A 19,827-nucleotide genomic window follows, 5' to 3' on the forward strand; every position below is an offset into this window, starting at 1 on the left:
AAAGGTGTTGGCTCGAGCCCGGCTGCCAGCCGCCCGCCGTCCGGATCCGATGAGGACCCACCCCGGGCTTCGCTAGTGGCTTGCGCTCTCGCTCTGATATGAAACAATCAGTTTTTCCAGCGCGGCCCACGTGAGACGCACAGCATCGGGCAGATGCAGGAAGCGCGCGTCATGATGCAGGCCGAGCGTGAAGCTATACAGTTCGAAAAGCATCAGTTGCGGGTCCGTGTCCGCGCGCAGATGCCCCTCCTCCATTGCCTGCGAAATGGCCCGCGTGAGCGCCGCGCGCCACATCGTGACGCTCGCGACCAGTTGCTCGCGCACCGAGCTATCCGCGCGGTCGTCATACTCGACCGCCCCGCTGATATAGATGCAGCCGGTCGTGACTTCCTGAATGCGCTTCTCGATCCAGCGCGAGATCATCGAGCGCAAGCGCGGCAAGCCACGGGGTTCGCGCAGACTCGGGAAAAACACCTCGTCTTCAAAACGACGGTGATATTCGCGCACCACTTCGACCTGCAAGTCCTCGCGCGACCCGAAATGCGCGAACACCCCGCTCTTGCTCATCTGCATGCGCTCGGCTAGCAGGCCGATCGTCAGACCTTCGAGTCCGTCGCGGCTGGCCAGATCGAGTGCTGCATCGAGAATCGCGGCTCGTGTTTGTTCGCCTTTTCGCATAGCTGTTTTACCGTCTGATTTGTGACTGAATGAAAATCGAACGGTCGTACCATTATTGTCGGCGACCGTCCGCGAAACAAGGACTTTATTAGAAACGGCTTTCTAACCCACGCTCTGATTTTCCGTCATTCGTCTGCGAGACGACGTGGAATTTTTAGAATCATTTGCTGGAAACGGATCGGGGTTATCTCGAATTGCCGATGATCGTATCGATGTCGTTGGCTGCGTTTTCTAGTCGTAACCGCCGACCGTCAGCAGCTTCATCGCGATCCGGTATGTGTTGTACGCGAACCAGTTCAACAGGCGTTCGCCCGCCGGGCGGGCCTCATAGCGTGTTTGATCGATGCGGCGCGATTCGTCGAATGCGCACAGGATCGCGTTGCGCATCTGGTCAATCTCCGGATGCAGCACGAGCACGACATTCGCCTCGTTGTTCAGCATCAGGCTCAGCGCATCGAGATTCGACGAACCCACGGTGCCCCAGTTCGAATCGACGACGGCCACCTTGCCGTGCAGCATCGTCCTTTCGTATTCGGCGATCTTCACGCCCGCCTTGAGCAGCGTCCGGTACAGAAACGGCACCGCATAGTCGAGCATCGCGAATTCCTTCCTGCCGATCACGAGCCGCACGTCGATGCCGCGTTGTGCCGCGAGTATCAGCGCCCGCCGCAGCTTGCGCCCAGGCATGAAGTACGGATTGGCGAGCAGCACCTCGGAACGCGCCTGGCCGATCGCGGTCAGATAGGCCTTCTCGATTGCGCGGCGGTTGACGAAGTTGTCGCGCGCGACGAACGCGACGCACGGCTCGGCCAGCGCGCGCATGTCCGCGGCGCGCGAGCTGCGGCGCACCCGTACGAAGCGCGCGGTCGCCGCCTGCGGCGTCGCGCCGCCGACGGGCGGCGGCGTCAGTGCCGGCCGGTGGCCGATGCGGATGCGCTCCCACTGCACGTCGAACGCTTCGCGCACGTCAGCCACCACGGGCCCTTGCAGCTCGACGGCGAAATCCCAGCGCGGGTAAGGCAGACGCGTGCCGTTCTGATCGTAGTCGTCGACGATATTGATGCCGCCGCAATACGCGAAAGTGTCGTCGACGACGGCGAGCTTGCGGTGCGTGCGGGAAAAGCCGAAGCGGCCGAACAGATGCGGGTTATAGATGCGATGCTCGATGCCCGCCGCCCGCCAGTCGTTGAACATTGGCAGGCGCTCGGTGCCGATACCGTCGGTGATCACGTGCACGCGCACGCCGCGCGTCGCAGCCCGGATCAGCGCGTCAGAAACGGGACGGCCCGCGGCGTCGTCACAAAAGATGTAGGTTTCGAGCGCAACCAGGCTTCGCGCCGAATCGATGCGCTCGACCAACGCGGCAAAGTACTGCTCGCCCGAACTGAACAGGCGAACGGTGTTGCCCGAGCAGAAACGATATCTTGACCCGTAGCGCCGGCCGGGCAGATGCTGCGTCAGCCGGTCGAGGCGGCGGCCGCCGCCGCCACTCATCGGCAACGCTCCTTCATGCGTTGTGGCAGCTGCAGGATTGCATCGCGGTTGGACCACGAAAAGCAGCGTTCGGCGGCTTCCTGCCAGGGCAGCCACAGATGTGCCGTGTGTTCGAGTGGCGCGAGCGTCACTTCGAGACGCTGAGGCACCTGAAGGCTGAACCAGTGCTCGGTGTTGTGCGTGACGCCATCCGCATAGCGATGGCGCCACGTCGGGAAGATCTCGAACTCTATATGGTGCTGCCAGTCGATCAGCGCATCGCGCGACACGAGCTCGCCGCCGATGACGATACCCGTCTCTTCCGCCACTTCGCGGATGGCCGTTTCGGCGAGCGGCTCGTCCGCGTGCGCCTTCGAGCCCGTCACCGATTGCCAGAACGCCTCGCGGTCGGCCCGTTCGATAAGCAGCACGTCGAGTTCGGGCGTGTGAATGACGACGAGTACGGATTCTGGAATCTTCGGCGGTTTCGGCATGGTGATAAAGCGGGCGCGGTGGTGCGCCGTGCATGTCGGACGGCGGAGCTTACAGTGACTGTAACGCAAAAAACGAAAAAGGCGCATGAAGCGCCTTCTTCGTTCGTAGTTTCGCGCATTGGACGTTGTTTTAACGACGCAATGCGCTAACGTTCACATTCACGCCTTCTGCTCGGGCTGGCGCAAGCGGATGTGCAGTTCGCGCAGCTGGCGCTCGTCGACTTCGCTCGGCGCCTGCGTGAGCAGGTCCTGTGCGCGCTGCGTCTTCGGGAACGCGATCACGTCGCGGATCGAGTCGGCGCCCGCCATCATCGTGACGATACGGTCCAGACCGAACGCGATACCGCCGTGCGGGGGCGCGCCGTACTGCAGCGCGTCCAGCAGGAAGCCGAACTTCAGGCGCGCTTCTTCCGCGCCGATCTTCAGCGCACGGAACACCTTGCTCTGCACGTCTTCCTGGAAGATACGCACCGAGCCGCCGCCGATTTCCCAGCCGTTCAGCACCATGTCGTAGGCCTTCGCGAGGCAGCGGCCCGGGTCAGTTTCCAGATATTCGAGGTGTTCGTCCTTCGGGCTCGTGAACGGGTGGTGCGCGGCGACGTAGCGGTTTTCCTCTTCGTCGTATTCGAACATCGGGAAGTCCACGACCCACAGCGGCTTCCAGCCCGACTCGACGAGGCCGTTGGCCTTGCCGAACTCCGAATGGCCGATCTTCAGGCGCAGCGCGCCGAGGCTGTCGTTCACGACCTTCGCGCGATCCGCCGCGAAGAAAATGATGTCGCCATCCTGCGCGCCCGTACGCTCGATGATCGCGGCGATCGCGGCGTCGTGCAGGTTCTTGACGATCGGGCTTTGCAGGCCGTCACGGCCCTTCGCGACTTCGTTGATCTTGATCCACGCGAGGCCCTTCGCGCCGTAGATGCGCACGAATTCCGTGTAGCTGTCGATGTCGCCACGCGACAGCTCGCCGCCCTTCGGTATGCGCAGCGCCGCGACGCGGCCGTCCTTCGTGTTCGCGGGCGTGCTGAACACCTTGAAGTCGACGTCCTTCATCGCGTCCGTCAACTCCGTGAATTCGAGCTTCACGCGCAGGTCCGGCTTGTCCGAACCGAAACGGCGCATCGCTTCCGAATACGGCATCACGGCGAACTTCGCGTCCAGCTCGACGCCGATCGTTTCCTTGAACACATGGCGCGTCATGTCTTCGAACAGATCGCGGATTTCCTGCTCGCTCAGGAACGACGTTTCGCAGTCGATCTGCGTGAATTCCGGCTGACGGTCAGCACGCAGGTCTTCATCACGGAAGCACTTGGTGATCTGGTAGTAGCGGTCGAAGTTCGCGACCATCAACAGCTGCTTGAAGAGCTGCGGCGATTGCGGCAGCGCGAAGAACTGGCCCGCGTTCACGCGCGACGGCACGAGGTAGTCGCGCGCGCCCTCCGGCGTGCTCTTGGTCAGCATCGGCGTTTCGATGTCGATGAAGCCGCGCGAATCCAGATACTTGCGCACCTCCATCGCGACGCGATAACGCAGGCGCAGGTTGTGCTGCATCTGCGGACGGCGCAGGTCCAGCACGCGATGCGTGAGGCGCGTGGTTTCCGACAGGTTGTCGTCGTCGAGCTGGAACGGCGGCGTCACGGACGCGTTCAGTACGCTCAGCTCGTGGCACAGCACTTCGATCTTGCCGCTCTTCAGGCTGGCGTTGGTCGTGCCTTCCGGACGGTTGCGCACGACACCCTTCACCTGAACGCAGAACTCGTTGCGCACGCCTTCTGCCGTCTTGAACATCTCCGCGCGGTCCGGGTCGCAGACAACCTGAACGAGGCCTTCGCGGTCGCGCAGGTCGATGAAGATAACGCCGCCATGGTCGCGGCGCCGGCTCACCCAGCCGCACAGCGACACGGTTTGACCCAGCAGGTGTTCGGTCACCAGACCGCAGTATTCAGATCTCATCGACATGATGTTTGTCTTTCGTTTTGCATTAGTTGATCGGCGCGCGCCGCATCGCGTTGCGGGCGGCGCGTGCCGGCATTACAGCGGTGGCTCGACGGGCGTGCGGCGCTCCGGCGCCGGCTGATTAGCGGGCGGAGAGACGACGCCCATCGAGACGATGTACTTGAGTGCGGCGTCGACGGTCATGTCGAGCTCGATTACTTCGCTTTTCGGCACCATCAGGAAGAAGCCGGACGTCGGGTTCGGCGTGGTCGGCACGTACACGCTGACGTAGTCTTCCTTCAGGTGGTTGACGACGTCGCCGCCGGGGATGCCCGTCAGAAATCCGATCGTGTAGGCCCCTTTGCGCGGATATTCGATCAGCAGCGCCTTACGGAACGCATTGCCGCTCGACGACAGCAGCGTGTCGGACACCTGCTTGACGCTGGTATAGATCGGACCGACGACGGGAATCCGCGCGACGATCACTTCCCACCAGCCGACGAGCTTCTGCCCAACGAAGTTCTGCGTCAATAGCCCGACAACAAAAATGAAAGCGAGCGTCAGCACGGCGCCGAGACCGGGCAGGCGGAAGCCGAGCAGCCGCTCCGGCTGCCACGCGCGGGGCAGCAACAGCAGCGTCTGATCCATCGTGCCGATGATCAGGCCAAGCACCCACAACGTGATGGCAAGAGGCACCAGCACCAGCAGGCCCGTCAGGAACACCGTTTTGAGCGTGGTCTTTTTCGTCGTCATGTATACCGCCAGAAATCCGCGCGAACCCCTTGCGCGGCGTCTACGTCGCTTTCAAGTCGCGAAACTGCTACGCGCCCGAGTTGCTGGCGGGCGCAGCCGCCGCTGCGGGCGCCGCAGCCGGCGTGCTCGAAGAGGCGGCGTTGTCGGACGAACCGGCGTCCGGCTTGCTGTCCGTCTTCGAGGCTTCCGCGCCCGAGCCGTTGCTGGAAGCGCCTGAGCCCGAGCCCGAATTGCCGCCACCGCGGAAGTCCGTGACGTACCAGCCCGAACCCTTCAGCTGAAAGCCGGCGGCAGTGACCTGCTTGCGGAACGCATCGGCTCCGCACTCGGGGCATTGCGTCAACGGGGCGTCGCTCATTTTTTGAAGCACGTCCTTCCCGAAGCCGCATGACTCGCAACGATAAGCGTAGATCGGCATGACTTGTCCCTACAGAAATCTCTTTGAACGCTTGCAAAGCCTTGAATTATAGCCGCAAACGATGTCCCGCCCCGGAATTCGGGGGAAATGTCCGACGCAGCCATTCGACGTTTAAATGCGGGCGGCGATGCCGAAGCTCAAGCCCTTGTTGCGCCGCGTCGACGCCACGTGAGCCAGCGCTCCCGCCCGGCGAACACCGCGATCGAATCGCTGACGGGCTCGTCTTCGAGCAATTCGAAATGGGGCGTCAGCAGCGCGTCGAGTTCCGCGCGCTCGATGCAGAATGGCGGACCTTTCGACGAGTCTTCCGACAAGTCTTTCTGCATCGCGCCGATGAAAAAGAAACCCGCGAGCAACCCGCCGGCGGGCAACAGCGCGGCCATGCGCGCCGTGTAGTCGTCGCGCCGGGACGGCGGCAGCGCGCACATGAACGCGCGCTCGTAGATCCAGCCCGGTTCGAAAGGCGGCTGATATGTGAAAAAATCGGCGACTTCCACCAGCTCGGCGCGTTCGCCAAGCTGCGCACGCGCGGCTTCGACCGCATTGGGCGCGAAGTCGATCGCGCGCACCGGCCAGCCCTTCTCGGCGAGCCAACACGCTTCGTATGCGCTTCCGCAGCCCGGAATCAGCACAGGCATCGGCGCGTGCCGTTCGACGAACGTCTTGAAGGACGCCGGCACGCCCGCCTGATCCCATGGCATGTAGCCGCGCCCGAAACGCTCATCCCAGAAGCCCGGCGCGTTCGGGTCGCGGTTTTCGAAGATAGGCGCGGTAGCAGGGGCAGTCGGCCTGGTGTCGCTCATCGTCGTCCCTCTTGAAGTGAGTTCAGAATCCGCCGTACGCGATGGCGAGCCACGCACGCGCCAGCACCGCGCCGATGCCCACCGCGACGCCGAACATCAAGAGTCCCTGCAACAGCCGGTTCGTGCGCTTCTGTTCGAGCAGGATCTGGCGGATGGTTTCATCGTTGATGCCGCGTTGTTGCGCGTCGTGGCGCTGCGCGAGCATATGGTGAATCAGTCGCGGCAGTTGCGGCAGCGTCTTGCTCCACTGCGGCGCTTCGATCTTCAGCCGCTCGTACCAGCCTTTCGCGCCGATCTGCTCGTTCATCCAGCGTTCCAGATACGGCTTTGCGGTTTTCCAAAGGTCGAGTTCAGGATCGAGCGAGCGTCCGAGCCCTTCGACGTTCAGCATCGTCTTTTGCAGCAGCACCAGTTGCGGCTGGATTTCGACATTGAAACGGCGCGACGTCGAAAAGAGCCGCATCAGCACCTGGCCGAGCGAAATGTCCTTCAGCGCGCGGTCGAAGTACGGTTCGCAGACCGCGCGGATCGCGCTTTCGAGTTCTTCGACGCGCGTATTGGGCGGCACCCAGCCCGACTCCAGGTGCAGCGTCGCGACCCGGTGATAGTCGCGCTTGAAGAACGCGAGAAAATTCTGCGCGAGATAATTCTTATCGAAGTCCGAGAGCGCGCCGATGATGCCGAAATCCAGTGCGATATAGCGTCCGAAATGCGCCGGATCGAGACTCACCTGAATGTTGCCGGGGTGCATGTCCGCGTGAAAAAAGCCGTCGCGGAACACCTGCGTGAAGAAAATCTCGACGCCCTCGCGCGCGAGCTTCGGAATATCGACGCCCGCCGCCCGCAGCGTATCGACCTGGCTGATCGGCACGCCGACCATTCGCTCCATGACGAGCACGCTCGGCGTGCAGAATTCCCAGTACATCTCGGGCACGAGCAGCAGATCGAGGCCCGCGAAGTTGCGGCGAAGCTGGCTGCCGTTCGCCGCCTCGCGCATCAGGTCGAGTTCGTCGTGCAGATACTTGTCGAATTCCGCGACCACTTCGCGCGGCTTCAGGCGCTTGCCGTCCGCCCACAGGCGTTCCGCCCACACGGCGATGTCGCGCAGCAAGGCGAGATCCGAATCGATCACGGGCAGCATGTTCGGCCGCAGCACTTTCACGGCGACCTGCTTGCCCGCGTGCTGGCCCATCTTCAGCGTCGCGAAGTGGACCTGCGCGATCGACGCGCTCGCGACGGGCACACGCTCAAAGTCGTCGAAGACCGTATCGACGCTCGCGCCCAGCGACTTTTCGATGATGGCGATGGCAACGGCGGAATCGAACGGCGGCACCTGGTCTTGCAGCTTGGCGAGCTCGCTGGCGATGTCAGGACGCAGCAGGTCCCGGCGCGTGGACAGCACCTGGCCGAACTTCACGAAAATCGGCCCGAGGCTTTCGAGCGCGAGACGCAGCCGCACGCCGGGCGGCTGTTCGAACTTGCGGCCGATCGTGGTGATACGCAACAGCAACCGCACGCGGCGGTCGTTGACGCGGCTCAGCATCATCTCGTCGAGGCCGAAACGGATGACGGTAAAGAAGATTTTGAGGAAACGCAGAAAACGCATGGTTGAGCCCGGTGACTAGCGCGTGCCGCGCGACGTGGCGGCGCCGCCCGGCGCACCTGCACCGCGGGCTTCGACCTTTTGTTCCAGACGCTCGATGCGCTTCTCGACGCGCGCAAGCGCATCGCGGGCGCGCGCCAGCTCGGCGTTGAAGTCAACGAGCGCGGCGCGGCGCACGAGCTGGGGGTTTTCGTCCAGCAGATACTCGGCGACCGATTCGAGCAGATTGCGGCCCGTGCGCATCGCATGATCGCCGACCGTGCGCGCGGCCGACGCGATCCGCCACGCGGGTCCGTCGCCGATCAGCTTCGCCAGATCTTCTTCCGGCTCCCAGCGCAGATGCTCGGCGAGCTTCGCGATGGCCGTGGCGAACTCCGCATCGCCCTCGATCTTCACATGCTTCATCACAGCCGCCTGGCCGCCTTGCAGGAATGCGGGGGCGGCGTCGGCGGGCACGGAGACGGTGACGTCGAACGCGTGGGCCTCGCTTTCGTCGACGGCGCTCAGATAGCCGTCCGGCTGGACCAGCAGGATCAACGTGATGGGAGGACAGGACAGCCGCGCGGTCTTGCCGGCATACGGTGTGAGGCGTTCGCGCGCCCACGTTTCGCGAGCGAGCAGATGGTTGACGGCAGCAGCGAAGGGCTTGGCGGCAAGGGTCATCGGCAGTGGAAAGAGAAAACCCGCGCCGGCGACTGCCGACGCGGGTTCCTATTGTAACGTCCGTTCGCTTCGCGCCTTGCTCTGCCGAACGGCTAATGCTTTACGGGATCAGTGAAGATTCACCTGCTGGATGCCCGCGAGCAGCCAGCCTTCGCCCGTCCGCTTGCTCAGGTTCCAGATTTCCTCGAAGGGCTCGGCCGCGCCGCCCGCCGTTTCGCGGATCAGGCCATGGAAGCGCACGCTCGCGAGGTACTCGCTGCCGCGATCCTCGACGCCCAGCAGATCGGCGTCCAGCTTTACGACGTCGGTCTGGTTCTTCCCGGCGCCGCGCGAAGCCAGATCGACGCGCACTTCGGCGAACATTTCGGGCGTCGTGAACTCGCGGATGTCGTCCATGTTGCCGGCGTCCCACGCGGCCTGCAGGCGCACGAAGTAAACCTTCGCGTTGCGCAGGAACGCTTCGGAGTCGAAGCCCGCTGGAATGGCGGGCGTCGCCGCGACGTCGGGCGTGGTCAGCGGATTGCCCTGCGGCCCGAGGTACGAGCCCGTCGGCGGCGCCGTGTAACGCGGCTCCTGCGAGTAGCCGGTGCCGCCCGCGTTCAACGTAGGCGCGCCGCCGGCGTAGGCGGGGGTCTGCGCATCGCGCTTGCGGCCGAAGAACTTGCGGATCAGCCAGATTGCGACGAACGCGATCAGCGCAATCACGATCAGGTTCGCCATCATGCCGGCGAACGCTTCGCCAAGACCGAAGTGCGACAGCAGCGCCGCGATGCCGAGGCCGGCCGCAAGACCGGCGATCGGCCCGAGCCAGCGCGAACGGTTAGGCTGCGCGGCAGGCGTGGGCGGCGGCGTTGCGGGACGCTGCTGCTGCATCGCCTGCGAAGGCGCACCCGGCGACTGCGAAGGCGCCGGCGCCGTCTGCTGATGCGGCTGCGTGACGTTCGACTGACGTCCGATACTGCGGCCGCCGCCCATGCGTTTCGCTTCGGCGTCGAGCGAGGCCAGCGTACCGACGGAAATCAGGCCGACCATCGCGATCAGTCCGATTCTCCTCGCCCACGACCCTCCAACCTTACAACGAGATGACAGATTCGAATCAGACATTTTCGCAATTTCCTTTAAAAAACGAGAAGTTAGGAACGTTAGTATTTCGTCCCCACATGTAAAGCTACCACACCAGCTGACAAATTGTAATATTTGACGGCGTCGAGGCCAGCTTGTTCCATCATCGTTTTTAAAGTTTCCTGGTCCGGATGCATGCGGATCGATTCGGCCAGGTAGCGGTAGCTGTCGGCGTCCTTCGCAAAGCGCTCGCCGAGCCACGGCAGCACCTTGAATGAATATAGGTCGTACGCTTTCTTCAGTGGGTCCCACACTTTTGAGAATTCCAGCACGAGCAGGCGCCCGGCCGGTTTCAGCACGCGGCGCATCTCGGCGAGCGCCATGTCCTTGTGCGTCATGTTGCGCAAGCCGAATGCCACCGTGACCACGTCGAAGTAGTTGTCCGGAAACGGGATCTTCTCGGCGTCGCACAGCAGCGTCGGCGTGATGATGCCGTTGTCGATCAGGCGATCGCGGCCGACGCGCAGCATCGATTCATTGATGTCCGTGTGCCACACTTCCCCCGTTTCGCCCGCCTGCTTCGCAAAGGCCTTCGACAGGTCGCCCGTGCCGCCCGCGATGTCGAGCACCTTGAAGCCGGGCCGCACGTTGGCCTGCGCGATCGTGAACGCCTTCCACGCGCGGTGCATCCCGCCCGACATCAGGTCGTTCATCAGGTCATAGTTAGAGGCGACCGAGTGGAACACGCCGGCCACTTTCTTCGCTTTTTCCTGTTCGTCGACTGTCTGATAGCCGAAGTGGGTTTTGGTCATCGCGCTTCGTCCTTTCGCGTATTCATTCTGAGAAATTGTTTCGCCGCATCGGGCGGCGGGCCTGAGAGCGCCGCCCGGGAATGGCCGGATCGTATCAGTGTCTGTGGCCGTGCGCAGGGCCGGATGCAGGCATGGGCGCGTCCCGATCCACGCCCGCCGCCTTCAGTTTGGCGAAATACTCAGACCAGAGTTCGTCCTGGCGGGTGGCCAGATCCCACAGCAAATCCCACGAGTAGATGCCCGTGTTGTGGCCGTCGGAAAAAGTGGGTTGCAGCGCGTAGTTGCCAACGCCTTCGAGCGCCGTGATCGTCACCTCGCGCTTGCCCGTCTGCAGCGTCTCCTGGCCCGGCCCGTGGCCGCGCACTTCAGCCGACGGCGAATAGACGCGCATCAGCTCGAACGGCACACGGTAACTGTTGCCGTTTGCGTACTGCAGTTCCAATACGCGCGACACGGCATGAACGACGACGCCGGTGGGCACCGGCGTGTCGGGTGTAAGTCCACTCATGATGACCTCAGGCGAGAGCTTGTTCGATTTCGCCGCGTACCGCTTCGCGCAACAGCGTCGCCTGCGCGCGGCGCTGGGACAGCATCGCTTCCGATACCGTCCGCTGGCGCGGCGCCCAGATGGGCAGCGGAAAATGCGCGTCGTTGGAGAAGCGGGGGATCACGTGCCAGTGCACGTGCGGCACCTGGTTGCCGAGGCTCGCCAGGTTCACCTTGACGGGATGCAGGATGCGCCGGATCGCGCGCTCCACCGCATACACGACGCGCATCACGCGATCGCGCTCCGCATGGCCGAGATCGGAGAACTCGGCCACGTGCCTGTTCCAGATGACCCGGCAAAATCCCGGGTAGTCGTGTTCGTCGGCGAGGACGACACGTAGCGTGTCGTCCTGCCACAGTACATCGCCGCCGTCTTCGCGGCAGAAGATACAGTCCATCGTCGTCCTCGAGCGGAACCCTTTATCGTGCCATTAGACCAGCACGCGCTCGATTCCGCCATTGTTCGCATGCTGGACATAGTCGGCCATCCAGTTCTCGCCGAGCACGTGTCGCGCGATTTCGACAACGATGTAGTCCGCCTCGACGTTCGCGTCTTCGTTGTAACGCGACAGCCCTTGCAGACAGGACGGGCAGCTCGTCAGGATCTTGATGTCGGTTGCGCCGTTCGGCTGCGGGCCGTCGCCCGCCTTCAGCACCGAGCCGGCCGGCGCACCCGCTGCGCCCGCTGCCGCGTTCGCCATGTTGATCGCGTTCGCGCCCGCGTCGGCCACGACGGGAATGCCGCGCAGCTTCGCCGCGCCCTTGCGGATTTCCTCTTCCTTGCGAAAGCGCACCTGCGTCGAGATATCCGGGCGCGTAACGGCGAGCGTGCCCGACTCGCCGCAGCAACGGTCGTTCTTCTCGATCGTGTAGCCGTCCTTCTCCGAGCCCATCAGCTGATTGACGAGCTTGACGGGGTCCATCGTCTTGATCGGCGTGTGGCAAGGGTCGTGGTACATGTAGCGCATGCCCTTCACGCCGTCGAGCTTGATGCCCTTCTCCAGCAGGAACTCGTGAATGTCGATGATCCGGCAGCCCGGAAAGATCTTGTCGAATTCGTAGCCCGCCAACTGGTCGTAACACGTGCCGCACGACACCACGACCGTCTTGATGTCGAGATAGTTCAGCGTATTTGCGACGCGGTGGAACAGCACGCGGTTATCGGTGACGATCTGCTCGGCCTTGTCATACTGGCCCGAGCCGCGCTGCGGATAGCCGCAGCACAGATAGCCCGGCGGCAGCACCGTCTGCACGCCCGCTTCCCACAGCATCGCCTGAGTCGCGAGGCCGACCTGCGAGAACAGCCGCTCCGAGCCGCAGCCGGGGAAGTAGAACACCGCTTCCGAATCGACGGTCGTCGTCTTCGGGTTGCGGATGATGGGGACGATCTTGTTGTCCTCGATGTCGAGCAGCGCACGCGCCGTTTTCTTCGGCAGATTGCCCGGCATCTTCTTGTTGACGAAGTGAATCACCTGCTCGACGACGGGCGGCTTGCCCGTCGTCGCCGGCGGATGCGCCGTCTGCTTCTTGACGATCTTCTTCAGCACCTCGTTGCCGAGGCGCTGCACCTTGTAGCCGACGCCCATCATCGCCGTGCGCGCGAGATTGATGGTTTGCGGATTGGTCGCGTTGAGGAAGAACATGCCCGCCGCGTTGCCTGCGTTGAACTTCTTCTTGCCCATCTTGCGCAGCAGGTTGCGCATGTTCATCGTGACGTCGCCGAAGTCGATCTTCACGGGGCACGGCGTCACGCACTTGTGGCAGACGGTGCAGTGATCGGCCACGTCGTTGAATTCGTCCCAATGCTTGATCGACACGCCGCGGCGCGTCTGCTCTTCGTAAAGGAATGCCTCGACGAGCAGCGATGTCGCGAGAATCTTGTTGCGCGGGCTGTACAGCAGATTCGCGCGCGGCACGTGCGTCGCGCAGACAGGTTTGCACTTGCCGCAGCGCAGGCAGTCCTTCACCGAATCGGCGATCGCGCCGATATCGGACTGCTGCATGATGAGCGACTCGTAGCCCATCAGCCCGAACGACGGCGTGTACGCGTTGCGCAGGTCCGCGCCTTCGAGCAGCTTGCCCTTGTTGAAGCGGCCATGCGGATCGATGCGCTGCTTATACGCGCGGAATTCGCCGATCTCGTCTTCCGTCAGGAATTCGAGCTTCGTGATGCCGATGCCGTGTTCGCCGGAGATCACGCCATCGAGCGAACGCGCGAGCTTCATGATGCGCGCGACAGCGACGTGCGCGTCCTGCAGCATCGCGTAGTTGTCGGAGTTGACGGGAATGTTCGTATGAACGTTGCCGTCGCCCGCGTGCATGTGGAGCGCGACGAACACGCGGCCGCGCAACACGTGCTTGTGGATTGCCTGCGCTTCGTCGAGGATCGGCTTGAACTCGCCGCCGTTGAAGATCTGGCGCAGTTCCGCGCGGATCTCCTGCTTCCACGACACGCGCACCGTGCGGTCCTGGACGATATGGAACACGTTCGCGTCCGGCTGATCGTCGACGCGGTCCGCAAATTTCTCCGCAAGACCCGCATAGCCCAGCTGCACCAGATAGTGCTGCGCTTCGCGCAACGACAGATCGAGCCTGTCGCGCAGGAACTCCCAGCGCTTCTTCACATGGCCGAGCAGTTCGAGCGCCTGAGACACGCGGTCTTCGAGCAGTTCTGCGCTCGGAATTTCGTTCGCGTCGTCGCTCTTGCCGAGCGGGAGCTTGCCGCTCCTGAAGAACGCTTCGAGCGCGTCGATCAGTTGCAGCTTGTTCTTGATCGACAGTTCGATGTTGATGCGCTCGATGCCGTCCGTGTACTCGCCCATCCGGTTCAGCGGAATCACGACGTCTTCGTTGATCTTGAACGCGTTGGTGTGCTTCGCGATCGCCGCCGTGCGGCTGCGGTCGAGCCAGAAGCGCTTGCGCGCCTCGGCGCTCACGGCGACGAAGCCTTCACCGCTCTTGCCGTTGGCCATGCGAATCACTTCCGACGTCGCGCTCGCCACGGCATCGGCATCGTTGCCGACGATATCGCCGATCAGCACCATCTTCGGAAACGCGTTGCGCTTGCTCTTGGTCGCATAGCCGACGGCGCGCAGATAGCGTTCGTCGAGGTGCTCGAGGCCCGCGAGAATCGCGCCGCCCTCTTTCGACGTTTCGAACAGGTAGTCCTTGATTTCGACAATGCTCGGAATCGCCTCGCGCGCCTGGCCGAAGAACTCCAGGCAGACGGTGCGGATATGCGCGGGCATCTTGTGCAGCACCCAGCGCGCGGACGTGATCAGACCGTCGCAGCCTTCCTTCTGGATGCCCGGCAGGCCGGCGAGGAATTTATCCGTGACGTCCTTGCCGAGTCCTTCCTTGCGGAAACGCCGGCCTTCGATATCGAGCAGTTCCGTGCGCAGCAGCTTTTCGCCCGGCGCGTACTCGCCGTCGAACCATTTCAGCTCGAAACGCGCGACGGGAATATCGTGAATCTTGCCGAGATTGTGATCGAGCCGGGTAACTTCGAGCCAGTTGCCCTCCGGATCGACCATCCGCCACCACGCGAGGTTGTCGAGCGCCGTGCCCCACAGCACGGCCTTCTTGCCCCCCGCGTTCATCGCGACGTTGCCGCCGATGCACGAAGCGTCCAGCGATGTCGGATCGACGGCGAACACGTAGCCCGCCTGCTCGGCTGCTTCCGTGACGCGGCGCGTGACGACGCCTGCGCCGGAGAAGATCGTCGGAACCTTGTGCGCGACGCCGGGAAGTTCCGTCAGCTCAACGGCGCCGAGCTGTTCCAGCTTCTCCGTGTTGATGACGGCGGAGAACGGCGTGAGCGGCACGGCGCCGCCCGTGTAGCCCGTGCCGCCGCCGCGCGGGATCACGGTCAGGCCGAGTTCGAAGCACGCCTTGATGAGACCGGCGATTTCAGCCTCCGAATCCGGCGTCAGGACGACGAACGGATATTCGACGCGCCAGTCGGTCGCGTCTGTCACATGCGACACGCGCGCGAGGCCGTCGAAGCGGATGTTGTCCTTCTGCGTCTGGCGGCCCAGCACCTTCGTCGCGCGGCGGCGCAAGTCGGCCATCTTGTCGAATTCGCCCGCGAACGCATCGACGGCGCGGCGCGCAGCCGCGACCAGCGTTTCGACACGCGCGGCGCGATCGACGCCCGCTTCGTCGCCGTGCTCGACGAGGTCGGCGCGGCGGCGCTTTTCGATTTCGGCGAGCCGGTGGTTCAACGCTTCGATCAGCAGCGCACGGCGCTTCGGATTGTCGAGCAGGTCGTCCTGCAGGTAAGGATTACGGCGCACCACCCAGATGTCGCCGAGCACTTCGTACAGCATCCGCGCCGAGCGGCCGGTGCGGCGTTCCGCGCGCAGCTCGTCGAGTGCCGCCCAGGCTTCGTCGCCTAGCAGGCGAATGACGATTTCGCGATCGGAGAACGACGTGTAGTTGTATGGGATTTCGCGCAGGCGCGGTTCGGCATCGGCGGCGACGGTGGCGGCGGCGCCATGCGGATCGAAAACTTGAGGTGCGTTCATGTTTGGACGACTCGGTAGGTCAGCGACGCGCGCTCATCGAACATGCGTTGACGAGGTGGGCTGAAATTCGCTGACAAAGCGCTCGTGGGGCGCAATGCTGGAAATCTTTCTAGTGTGCGAAGCCTCGACCGGCGGCCACGGCCCGGGATCGCCGGGGACATGGCAAGAACGTTAATGGCCGGCCGCGTCGCGGCGCTCAGATATAGCTACACGATCGTGCATGCCGCACGTGCCGCTGCGCCGCGGGGCGAGCCTCACGCGGGGCGGGCATCAAATGGGCGATCCGAGGCTGCCAGTGCATCATCCGATCCTTGTTCCAAAATAAGATTCTACCGCATGATCCGTGCACGCGTTGACGCTCGAATGTCCGCGCGACAAGCCTCTGCGCGTTCGCTTGCCGAAATTCGCCACGAAACTGCGCGGCAGCGACGCGGCCTGATTGCATGCTGGCCGCGTCGCATTTGCCGACCGCCCGGTCGGCTGGCCAAGGCTTCCGGCGCGGGCAATCAACGTGGACAGCCGCGTCTGGACGAGCGGTTGGCGCTATCATTGACGTTTTCCGTCCGAAACAGCGCATCGCGCGTGACCTGCATGGCTTCCCACGACTATCTGAAGAAAATCCTCACCGCCCGCGTCTACGACGTCGCGCGTGAGACCGAACTCGAACATGCACGGAATCTGTCCGTACGGCTGCGCAACCCGATTTATCTGAAGCGCGAGGACAATCAGCCTGTCTTCTCGTTCAAGCTGCGCGGCGCGTACAACAAGATGGCGCACATTCCCGCCGACGCGCTCGCGCGCGGCGTGATCACGGCTTCGGCGGGCAACCATGCGCAAGGCGTCGCGCTGTCGGCGGCGCGCATGGGCGTGAAGGCAATCATCGTGGTCCCCGTGACGACACCGCAGGTGAAAGTCGATGCCGTGCGCGCGCACGGCGGCCCGACCGTCGAAGTCGTGCAGGCAGGCGAATCGTACAGCGACGCCTACGCGCACGCCGTCAAATTGCAGGAGCAACAGGGCCTGACATTCGTGCACCCGTTCGACGATCCGTACGTGATCGCCGGCCAGGGCACGGTCGCGATGGAAGTGTTGAGCCAGCATCAGGCGCCCATTCACGCGATCTTCGTCCCGATCGGCGGCGGCGGTCTCGCGGCGGGCATCGCGGCTTACGTGAAATCGGTGCGCCCGGAGATCAAGGTGATCGGCGTGCAGACGGACGACTCGTGCGCGATGGCGCAATCGCTGAAGGCGGGCAAGCGCGTGACGCTAAACGAAGTCGGCCTGTTCTCGGACGGCACGGCGGTGAAGCTCGTCGGCGAAGAGACTTTCCGTCTGTGCCAGGCGTATCTCGACGAAGTGCTGACGGTGAACACCGACGCGCTGTGCGCCGCGATCAAGGACGTCTTCCAGGACACGCGCAGCGTGCTCGAACCAGCGGGCTCGCTCGCCGTCGCGGGTGCGAAGCAGTATGCCGAGCGCGAAGGCATCGAGAACCAGACGCTGATTGCCGTCACGTCCGGCGCGAACATGAACTTCGACCGCATGCGCTTTGTCGCCGAACGCGCGGAAGTCGGTGAAGCACGCGAAGCGGTGTTCGCGGTGACGATTCCTGAAGAGCGCGGCAGCTTCAAGCGTTTCTGCGAGCTGGTCGGCACGCGCAGCGTCACCGAGTTCAACTACCGTATCGCAGATGCGAAGTCTGCCCATATCTTCGTCGGCGTGCAGATCCGCAACCGCAGCGAGTCGGCGCAGATTGCCGGCGCGTTCGAGGCGCACGGCTTCGCGACCGTCGACCTGACGGGCGACGAACTGTCGAAGCAGCATATCCGCTACATGGTCGGCGGACGTTCGCCGCTCGCACACGACGAACGCCTGTTCCGCTTCGAGTTCCCGGAGCGGCCGGGTGCGCTGATGAAGTTCCTGTCGTCGATGGCGCCGAACTGGAACATCAGCCTCTTCCACTATCGGAACCAGGGCGCGGACTACAGCTCGATCCTCGTCGGCATTCAGGTGCCGTCGGCGGAAGACGCCGAATTCGCGCGCTTTCTCGCGACGCTCGGCTATCCGTATTGGGAAGAGACGGTGAACCCCGTGTACCGACTGTTCCTCGCCTGACTCATCACACTACCCGCATGGCCTTTTCGCTCGACGACAAACTGGTAGTGGCGATTTCCTCGCGCGCGCTGTTCGACTTCGAGGAAGAGAACCGCGTGTACGAGCAAGGCGATCTGCGCGCGTACGAAACGCTGCAGCGCGCGCGGCTTAACGTGCCGGCAAAGCCCGGCGTCGCGTTTGCGCTGATCCGCAAGCTGCTTGCGCTTAATGCGGGCGCGCATCGCGTCGAAGTGGTGATCCTGTCGCGCAGCGATCCCATCAGTGGCTTGCGCGCGTTCAGTTCGTGCCGCGAGCACGGCCTCTCGATCGAGCGCGGCGTGTTCACGCGTGGCCGCGCGCCGTTTGCGTATCTGAGGCCGCTGAATGCGTCGCTGTTTCTGTCGGCGAATCAGGACGACGTGCGCGATGCGCTCGCGGCGGGATTCCCCGCTGCACGCGTGTTGCCCGAATCGGCGAAAATGGCGGGCAAGTACCCGGACGAAATCCGCATTGCGTTCGACGGCGACGCCGTGTTGTTTTCCGACGAAGCGGAGCGCGTTTTCCAGAAGGACGGGTTGCGGGCGTTCGTCGGTCATGAGATCGACAACAAGGACTTGCCGCTCGCGGACGGACCGCTGAAGCCTTTGCTGAAAGCGCTGCATCGCCTGCAGACGCTTGCCGACGAGGCCGCGCCGATGCACATTCGCACCGCGCTGGTGACGGCTCGTTCGGCGCCCGCGCACGAGCGGGCAATCCGCACCTTGATGGCCTGGGACATCGAAATCGACGAAGCGATGTTTCTTGGCGGGCTCGACAAAAGCGCGTTTTTGCGCGAGTTCGAGCCGGACTTTTTCTTCGACGACCAAATTCGCCACTGCGAATCGGCCCGCGTCGTGACGGCGACGGGGCATGTGTTGAGTGGCATCGTGAACGCATCATGACACCCGAACAATCACCGCTGGGCAAACCGGCTGCCTATACCGAGCAATACGACGCATCGCTGCTCTTTCCGATCGCACGGAAGAACGCGCGCGAGCAGATCGGCATTGGCGCGACGCTGCCATTCTTCGGCACGGACATCTGGAACGCGTATGAGCTGTCGTGGCTCAATGCGCGCGGCAAGCCGCAGATTGCCGTCGCCACGTTCTATATTCCGGCTGATTCGCCGAATATCGTTGAATCGAAGTCGTTCAAGCTGTATCTCGGCTCGTTCGCGCAGACTTCATTCAATTCCATCGATACCGTGCGCGACACGATCAAGCGTGATGTTTCTGCTGCATGCGGCGCTTCTGTGTCGTTGCATCTTTATCCGCCGGCGGAGTTTTCGAAGCTTGGGCTCGACGAGTTCGAAGGGACTTCGCTGGACCGGCTCGATCTCGAAGCTGACGTGTATCAGCCGGATGCTTCGTTGCTCAAGGCCGCGCTTGACGAGGCTCCCGTCGAGGAGACCTTGTTCTCGAATCTTTTGAAGTCGAATTGCCCAGTGACGGGGCAGCCGGATTGGGGCTCCGTCCAGATTCATTACGTCGGGCCGCAGATCGACCATGCTGGATTGCTTCGGTACATCATTTCGTATCGGAACCATACCGGGTTCCATGAGCAATGTGTCGAGAAGATATTTCTCGATGTGCTGAAGGTTTGTCAGCCAGTCAAGCTGGCGGTGTATGCGCGTTATACGCGGCGCGGCGGACTCGATATCAATCCGTTTCGGACTAACTTTAATCTGCCGATGCCGGATAATTTGCGTACTGCGAGGCAGTGATTTTTTTGTTTTTCTGTCTGCGACGCTGTTAGGTTTGGTTTTTTGTCGCTATCGCTGGCGTCCGCGATGGCGGTTTGTTTTACCCTTGCGCGGGCGTCCGCGATGGCGGTTTGTCGTGCCCTTGCGCGGGCATCCGCGATGCGCCTCGCGGCGCGGGCGTTGCCCCTGTGCGGGGCGGCACTTACTTTCTTTGCCGCGGCAAAGA

The 19,827-nt window shown here is 63.2% G+C and carries 17 protein-coding genes; 3 read left to right on the forward strand and 14 right to left on the reverse strand.

Annotation, left to right across the window (positions count from 1 at the left end; all coding sequences use genetic code 11):
- Positions 1-72: 72 nt before the first annotated feature.
- The 14 genes from J8I87_RS28255 to J8I87_RS28320 all read right to left on the reverse strand — a co-directional run bounded on the left by J8I87_RS28255 (position 73) and on the right by J8I87_RS28320 (position 15,766).
- Complete coding sequence (locus J8I87_RS28255; RefSeq protein ID WP_209935396.1) at positions 73-678, reverse strand: TetR/AcrR family transcriptional regulator; 606 nt, start codon at positions 676-678, stop codon at positions 73-75.
- A 231-nt stretch (positions 679-909) separates the two neighbouring features.
- Complete coding sequence (gene clsB / locus J8I87_RS28260) at positions 910-2,172, reverse strand: cardiolipin synthase ClsB (RefSeq protein WP_209935397.1); 1,263 nt, start codon at positions 2,170-2,172, stop codon at positions 910-912.
- Positions 2,169-2,645 (reverse strand): dihydroneopterin triphosphate diphosphatase, encoded by a 477-nt coding sequence (gene nudB, locus J8I87_RS28265; protein WP_209935399.1) that lies wholly within the window; start codon positions 2,643-2,645, stop codon positions 2,169-2,171. The genes clsB and nudB overlap by 4 nt, the downstream gene beginning before the upstream one ends.
- A gap of 159 nt (positions 2,646-2,804) precedes the next feature.
- Positions 2,805-4,604 carry an aspartate--tRNA ligase gene (gene aspS / locus J8I87_RS28270; protein WP_209935400.1) on the reverse strand — a complete coding sequence of 600 codons (1,800 nt, stop codon included), beginning with the start codon at positions 4,602-4,604 and terminating at the stop codon, positions 2,805-2,807.
- 72 nt (positions 4,605-4,676) lie between these two features.
- Positions 4,677-5,333, reverse strand: a complete 657-nt coding sequence (locus J8I87_RS28275; protein WP_209935401.1) for a DUF502 domain-containing protein — start codon at positions 5,331-5,333, stop codon at positions 4,677-4,679.
- A gap of 67 nt (positions 5,334-5,400) precedes the next feature.
- Complete coding sequence (locus tag J8I87_RS28280; RefSeq protein WP_209935402.1) at positions 5,401-5,751, reverse strand: FmdB family zinc ribbon protein; 351 nt, start codon at positions 5,749-5,751, stop codon at positions 5,401-5,403.
- Positions 5,752-5,888: 137 nt separating this feature from the next.
- Positions 5,889-6,554, reverse strand: a complete 666-nt coding sequence (locus tag J8I87_RS28285) for a methyltransferase domain-containing protein (RefSeq protein WP_209935403.1) — start codon at positions 6,552-6,554, stop codon at positions 5,889-5,891.
- A 22-nt stretch (positions 6,555-6,576) separates the two neighbouring features.
- The gene (ubiB, locus tag J8I87_RS28290) at positions 6,577-8,160 is read right to left on the reverse strand and encodes a ubiquinone biosynthesis regulatory protein kinase UbiB (protein WP_209935405.1); all 1,584 of its coding nucleotides are present in this window, start codon (positions 8,158-8,160) and stop codon (positions 6,577-6,579) included.
- A 15-nt stretch (positions 8,161-8,175) separates the two neighbouring features.
- Positions 8,176-8,820 carry an SCP2 domain-containing protein gene (locus tag J8I87_RS28295; RefSeq protein WP_209935406.1) on the reverse strand — a complete coding sequence of 215 codons (645 nt, stop codon included), beginning with the start codon at positions 8,818-8,820 and terminating at the stop codon, positions 8,176-8,178.
- A gap of 108 nt (positions 8,821-8,928) precedes the next feature.
- Complete coding sequence (locus J8I87_RS28300) at positions 8,929-9,924, reverse strand: Tim44 domain-containing protein (protein ID WP_209935407.1); 996 nt, start codon at positions 9,922-9,924, stop codon at positions 8,929-8,931.
- Between the two features lie 38 nt (positions 9,925-9,962).
- A complete protein-coding gene (gene ubiE / locus J8I87_RS28305) occupies positions 9,963-10,694 on the reverse strand; it encodes a bifunctional demethylmenaquinone methyltransferase/2-methoxy-6-polyprenyl-1,4-benzoquinol methylase UbiE (RefSeq protein ID WP_209935408.1) in 732 nt (243 codons plus the stop codon).
- Positions 10,695-10,788: 94 nt separating this feature from the next.
- Positions 10,789-11,202, reverse strand: a complete 414-nt coding sequence (locus tag J8I87_RS28310; protein WP_209935409.1) for a gamma-butyrobetaine hydroxylase-like domain-containing protein — start codon at positions 11,200-11,202, stop codon at positions 10,789-10,791.
- 7 nt (positions 11,203-11,209) lie between these two features.
- A complete protein-coding gene (locus J8I87_RS28315) occupies positions 11,210-11,638 on the reverse strand; it encodes an HIT family protein (protein WP_209935410.1) in 429 nt (142 codons plus the stop codon).
- 33 nt (positions 11,639-11,671) lie between these two features.
- Positions 11,672-15,766 carry a DUF3683 domain-containing protein gene (locus J8I87_RS28320; protein WP_209935412.1) on the reverse strand — a complete coding sequence of 1,365 codons (4,095 nt, stop codon included), beginning with the start codon at positions 15,764-15,766 and terminating at the stop codon, positions 11,672-11,674.
- Between the two features lie 591 nt (positions 15,767-16,357).
- On the opposite strand from J8I87_RS28320, the gene ilvA reads away from it, so the two are divergent.
- The 3 genes from ilvA to queF are packed head-to-tail and all read left to right on the forward strand — an operon-like array spanning position 16,358 to position 19,622.
- On the forward strand, positions 16,358-17,881 hold the full coding sequence (gene ilvA, locus J8I87_RS28325) for a threonine ammonia-lyase, biosynthetic (RefSeq protein ID WP_209935413.1): 1,524 nt from the start codon (positions 16,358-16,360) through the stop codon (positions 17,879-17,881).
- A 17-nt stretch (positions 17,882-17,898) separates the two neighbouring features.
- Entirely contained in the window at positions 17,899-18,801 is a 903-nt protein-coding gene (locus J8I87_RS28330; protein WP_209935414.1) for a 5'-nucleotidase, read from the forward strand.
- A complete protein-coding gene (gene queF, locus J8I87_RS28335) occupies positions 18,798-19,622 on the forward strand; it encodes an NADPH-dependent 7-cyano-7-deazaguanine reductase QueF (protein WP_209935415.1) in 825 nt (274 codons plus the stop codon). The genes J8I87_RS28330 and queF overlap by 4 nt, the downstream gene beginning before the upstream one ends.
- The last annotated feature ends 205 nt before the right edge of the window (positions 19,623-19,827 follow it).

This window comes from Paraburkholderia sp. LEh10, assembly GCF_017814945.1.
GTDB lineage: Bacteria > Pseudomonadota > Gammaproteobacteria > Burkholderiales > Burkholderiaceae > Paraburkholderia.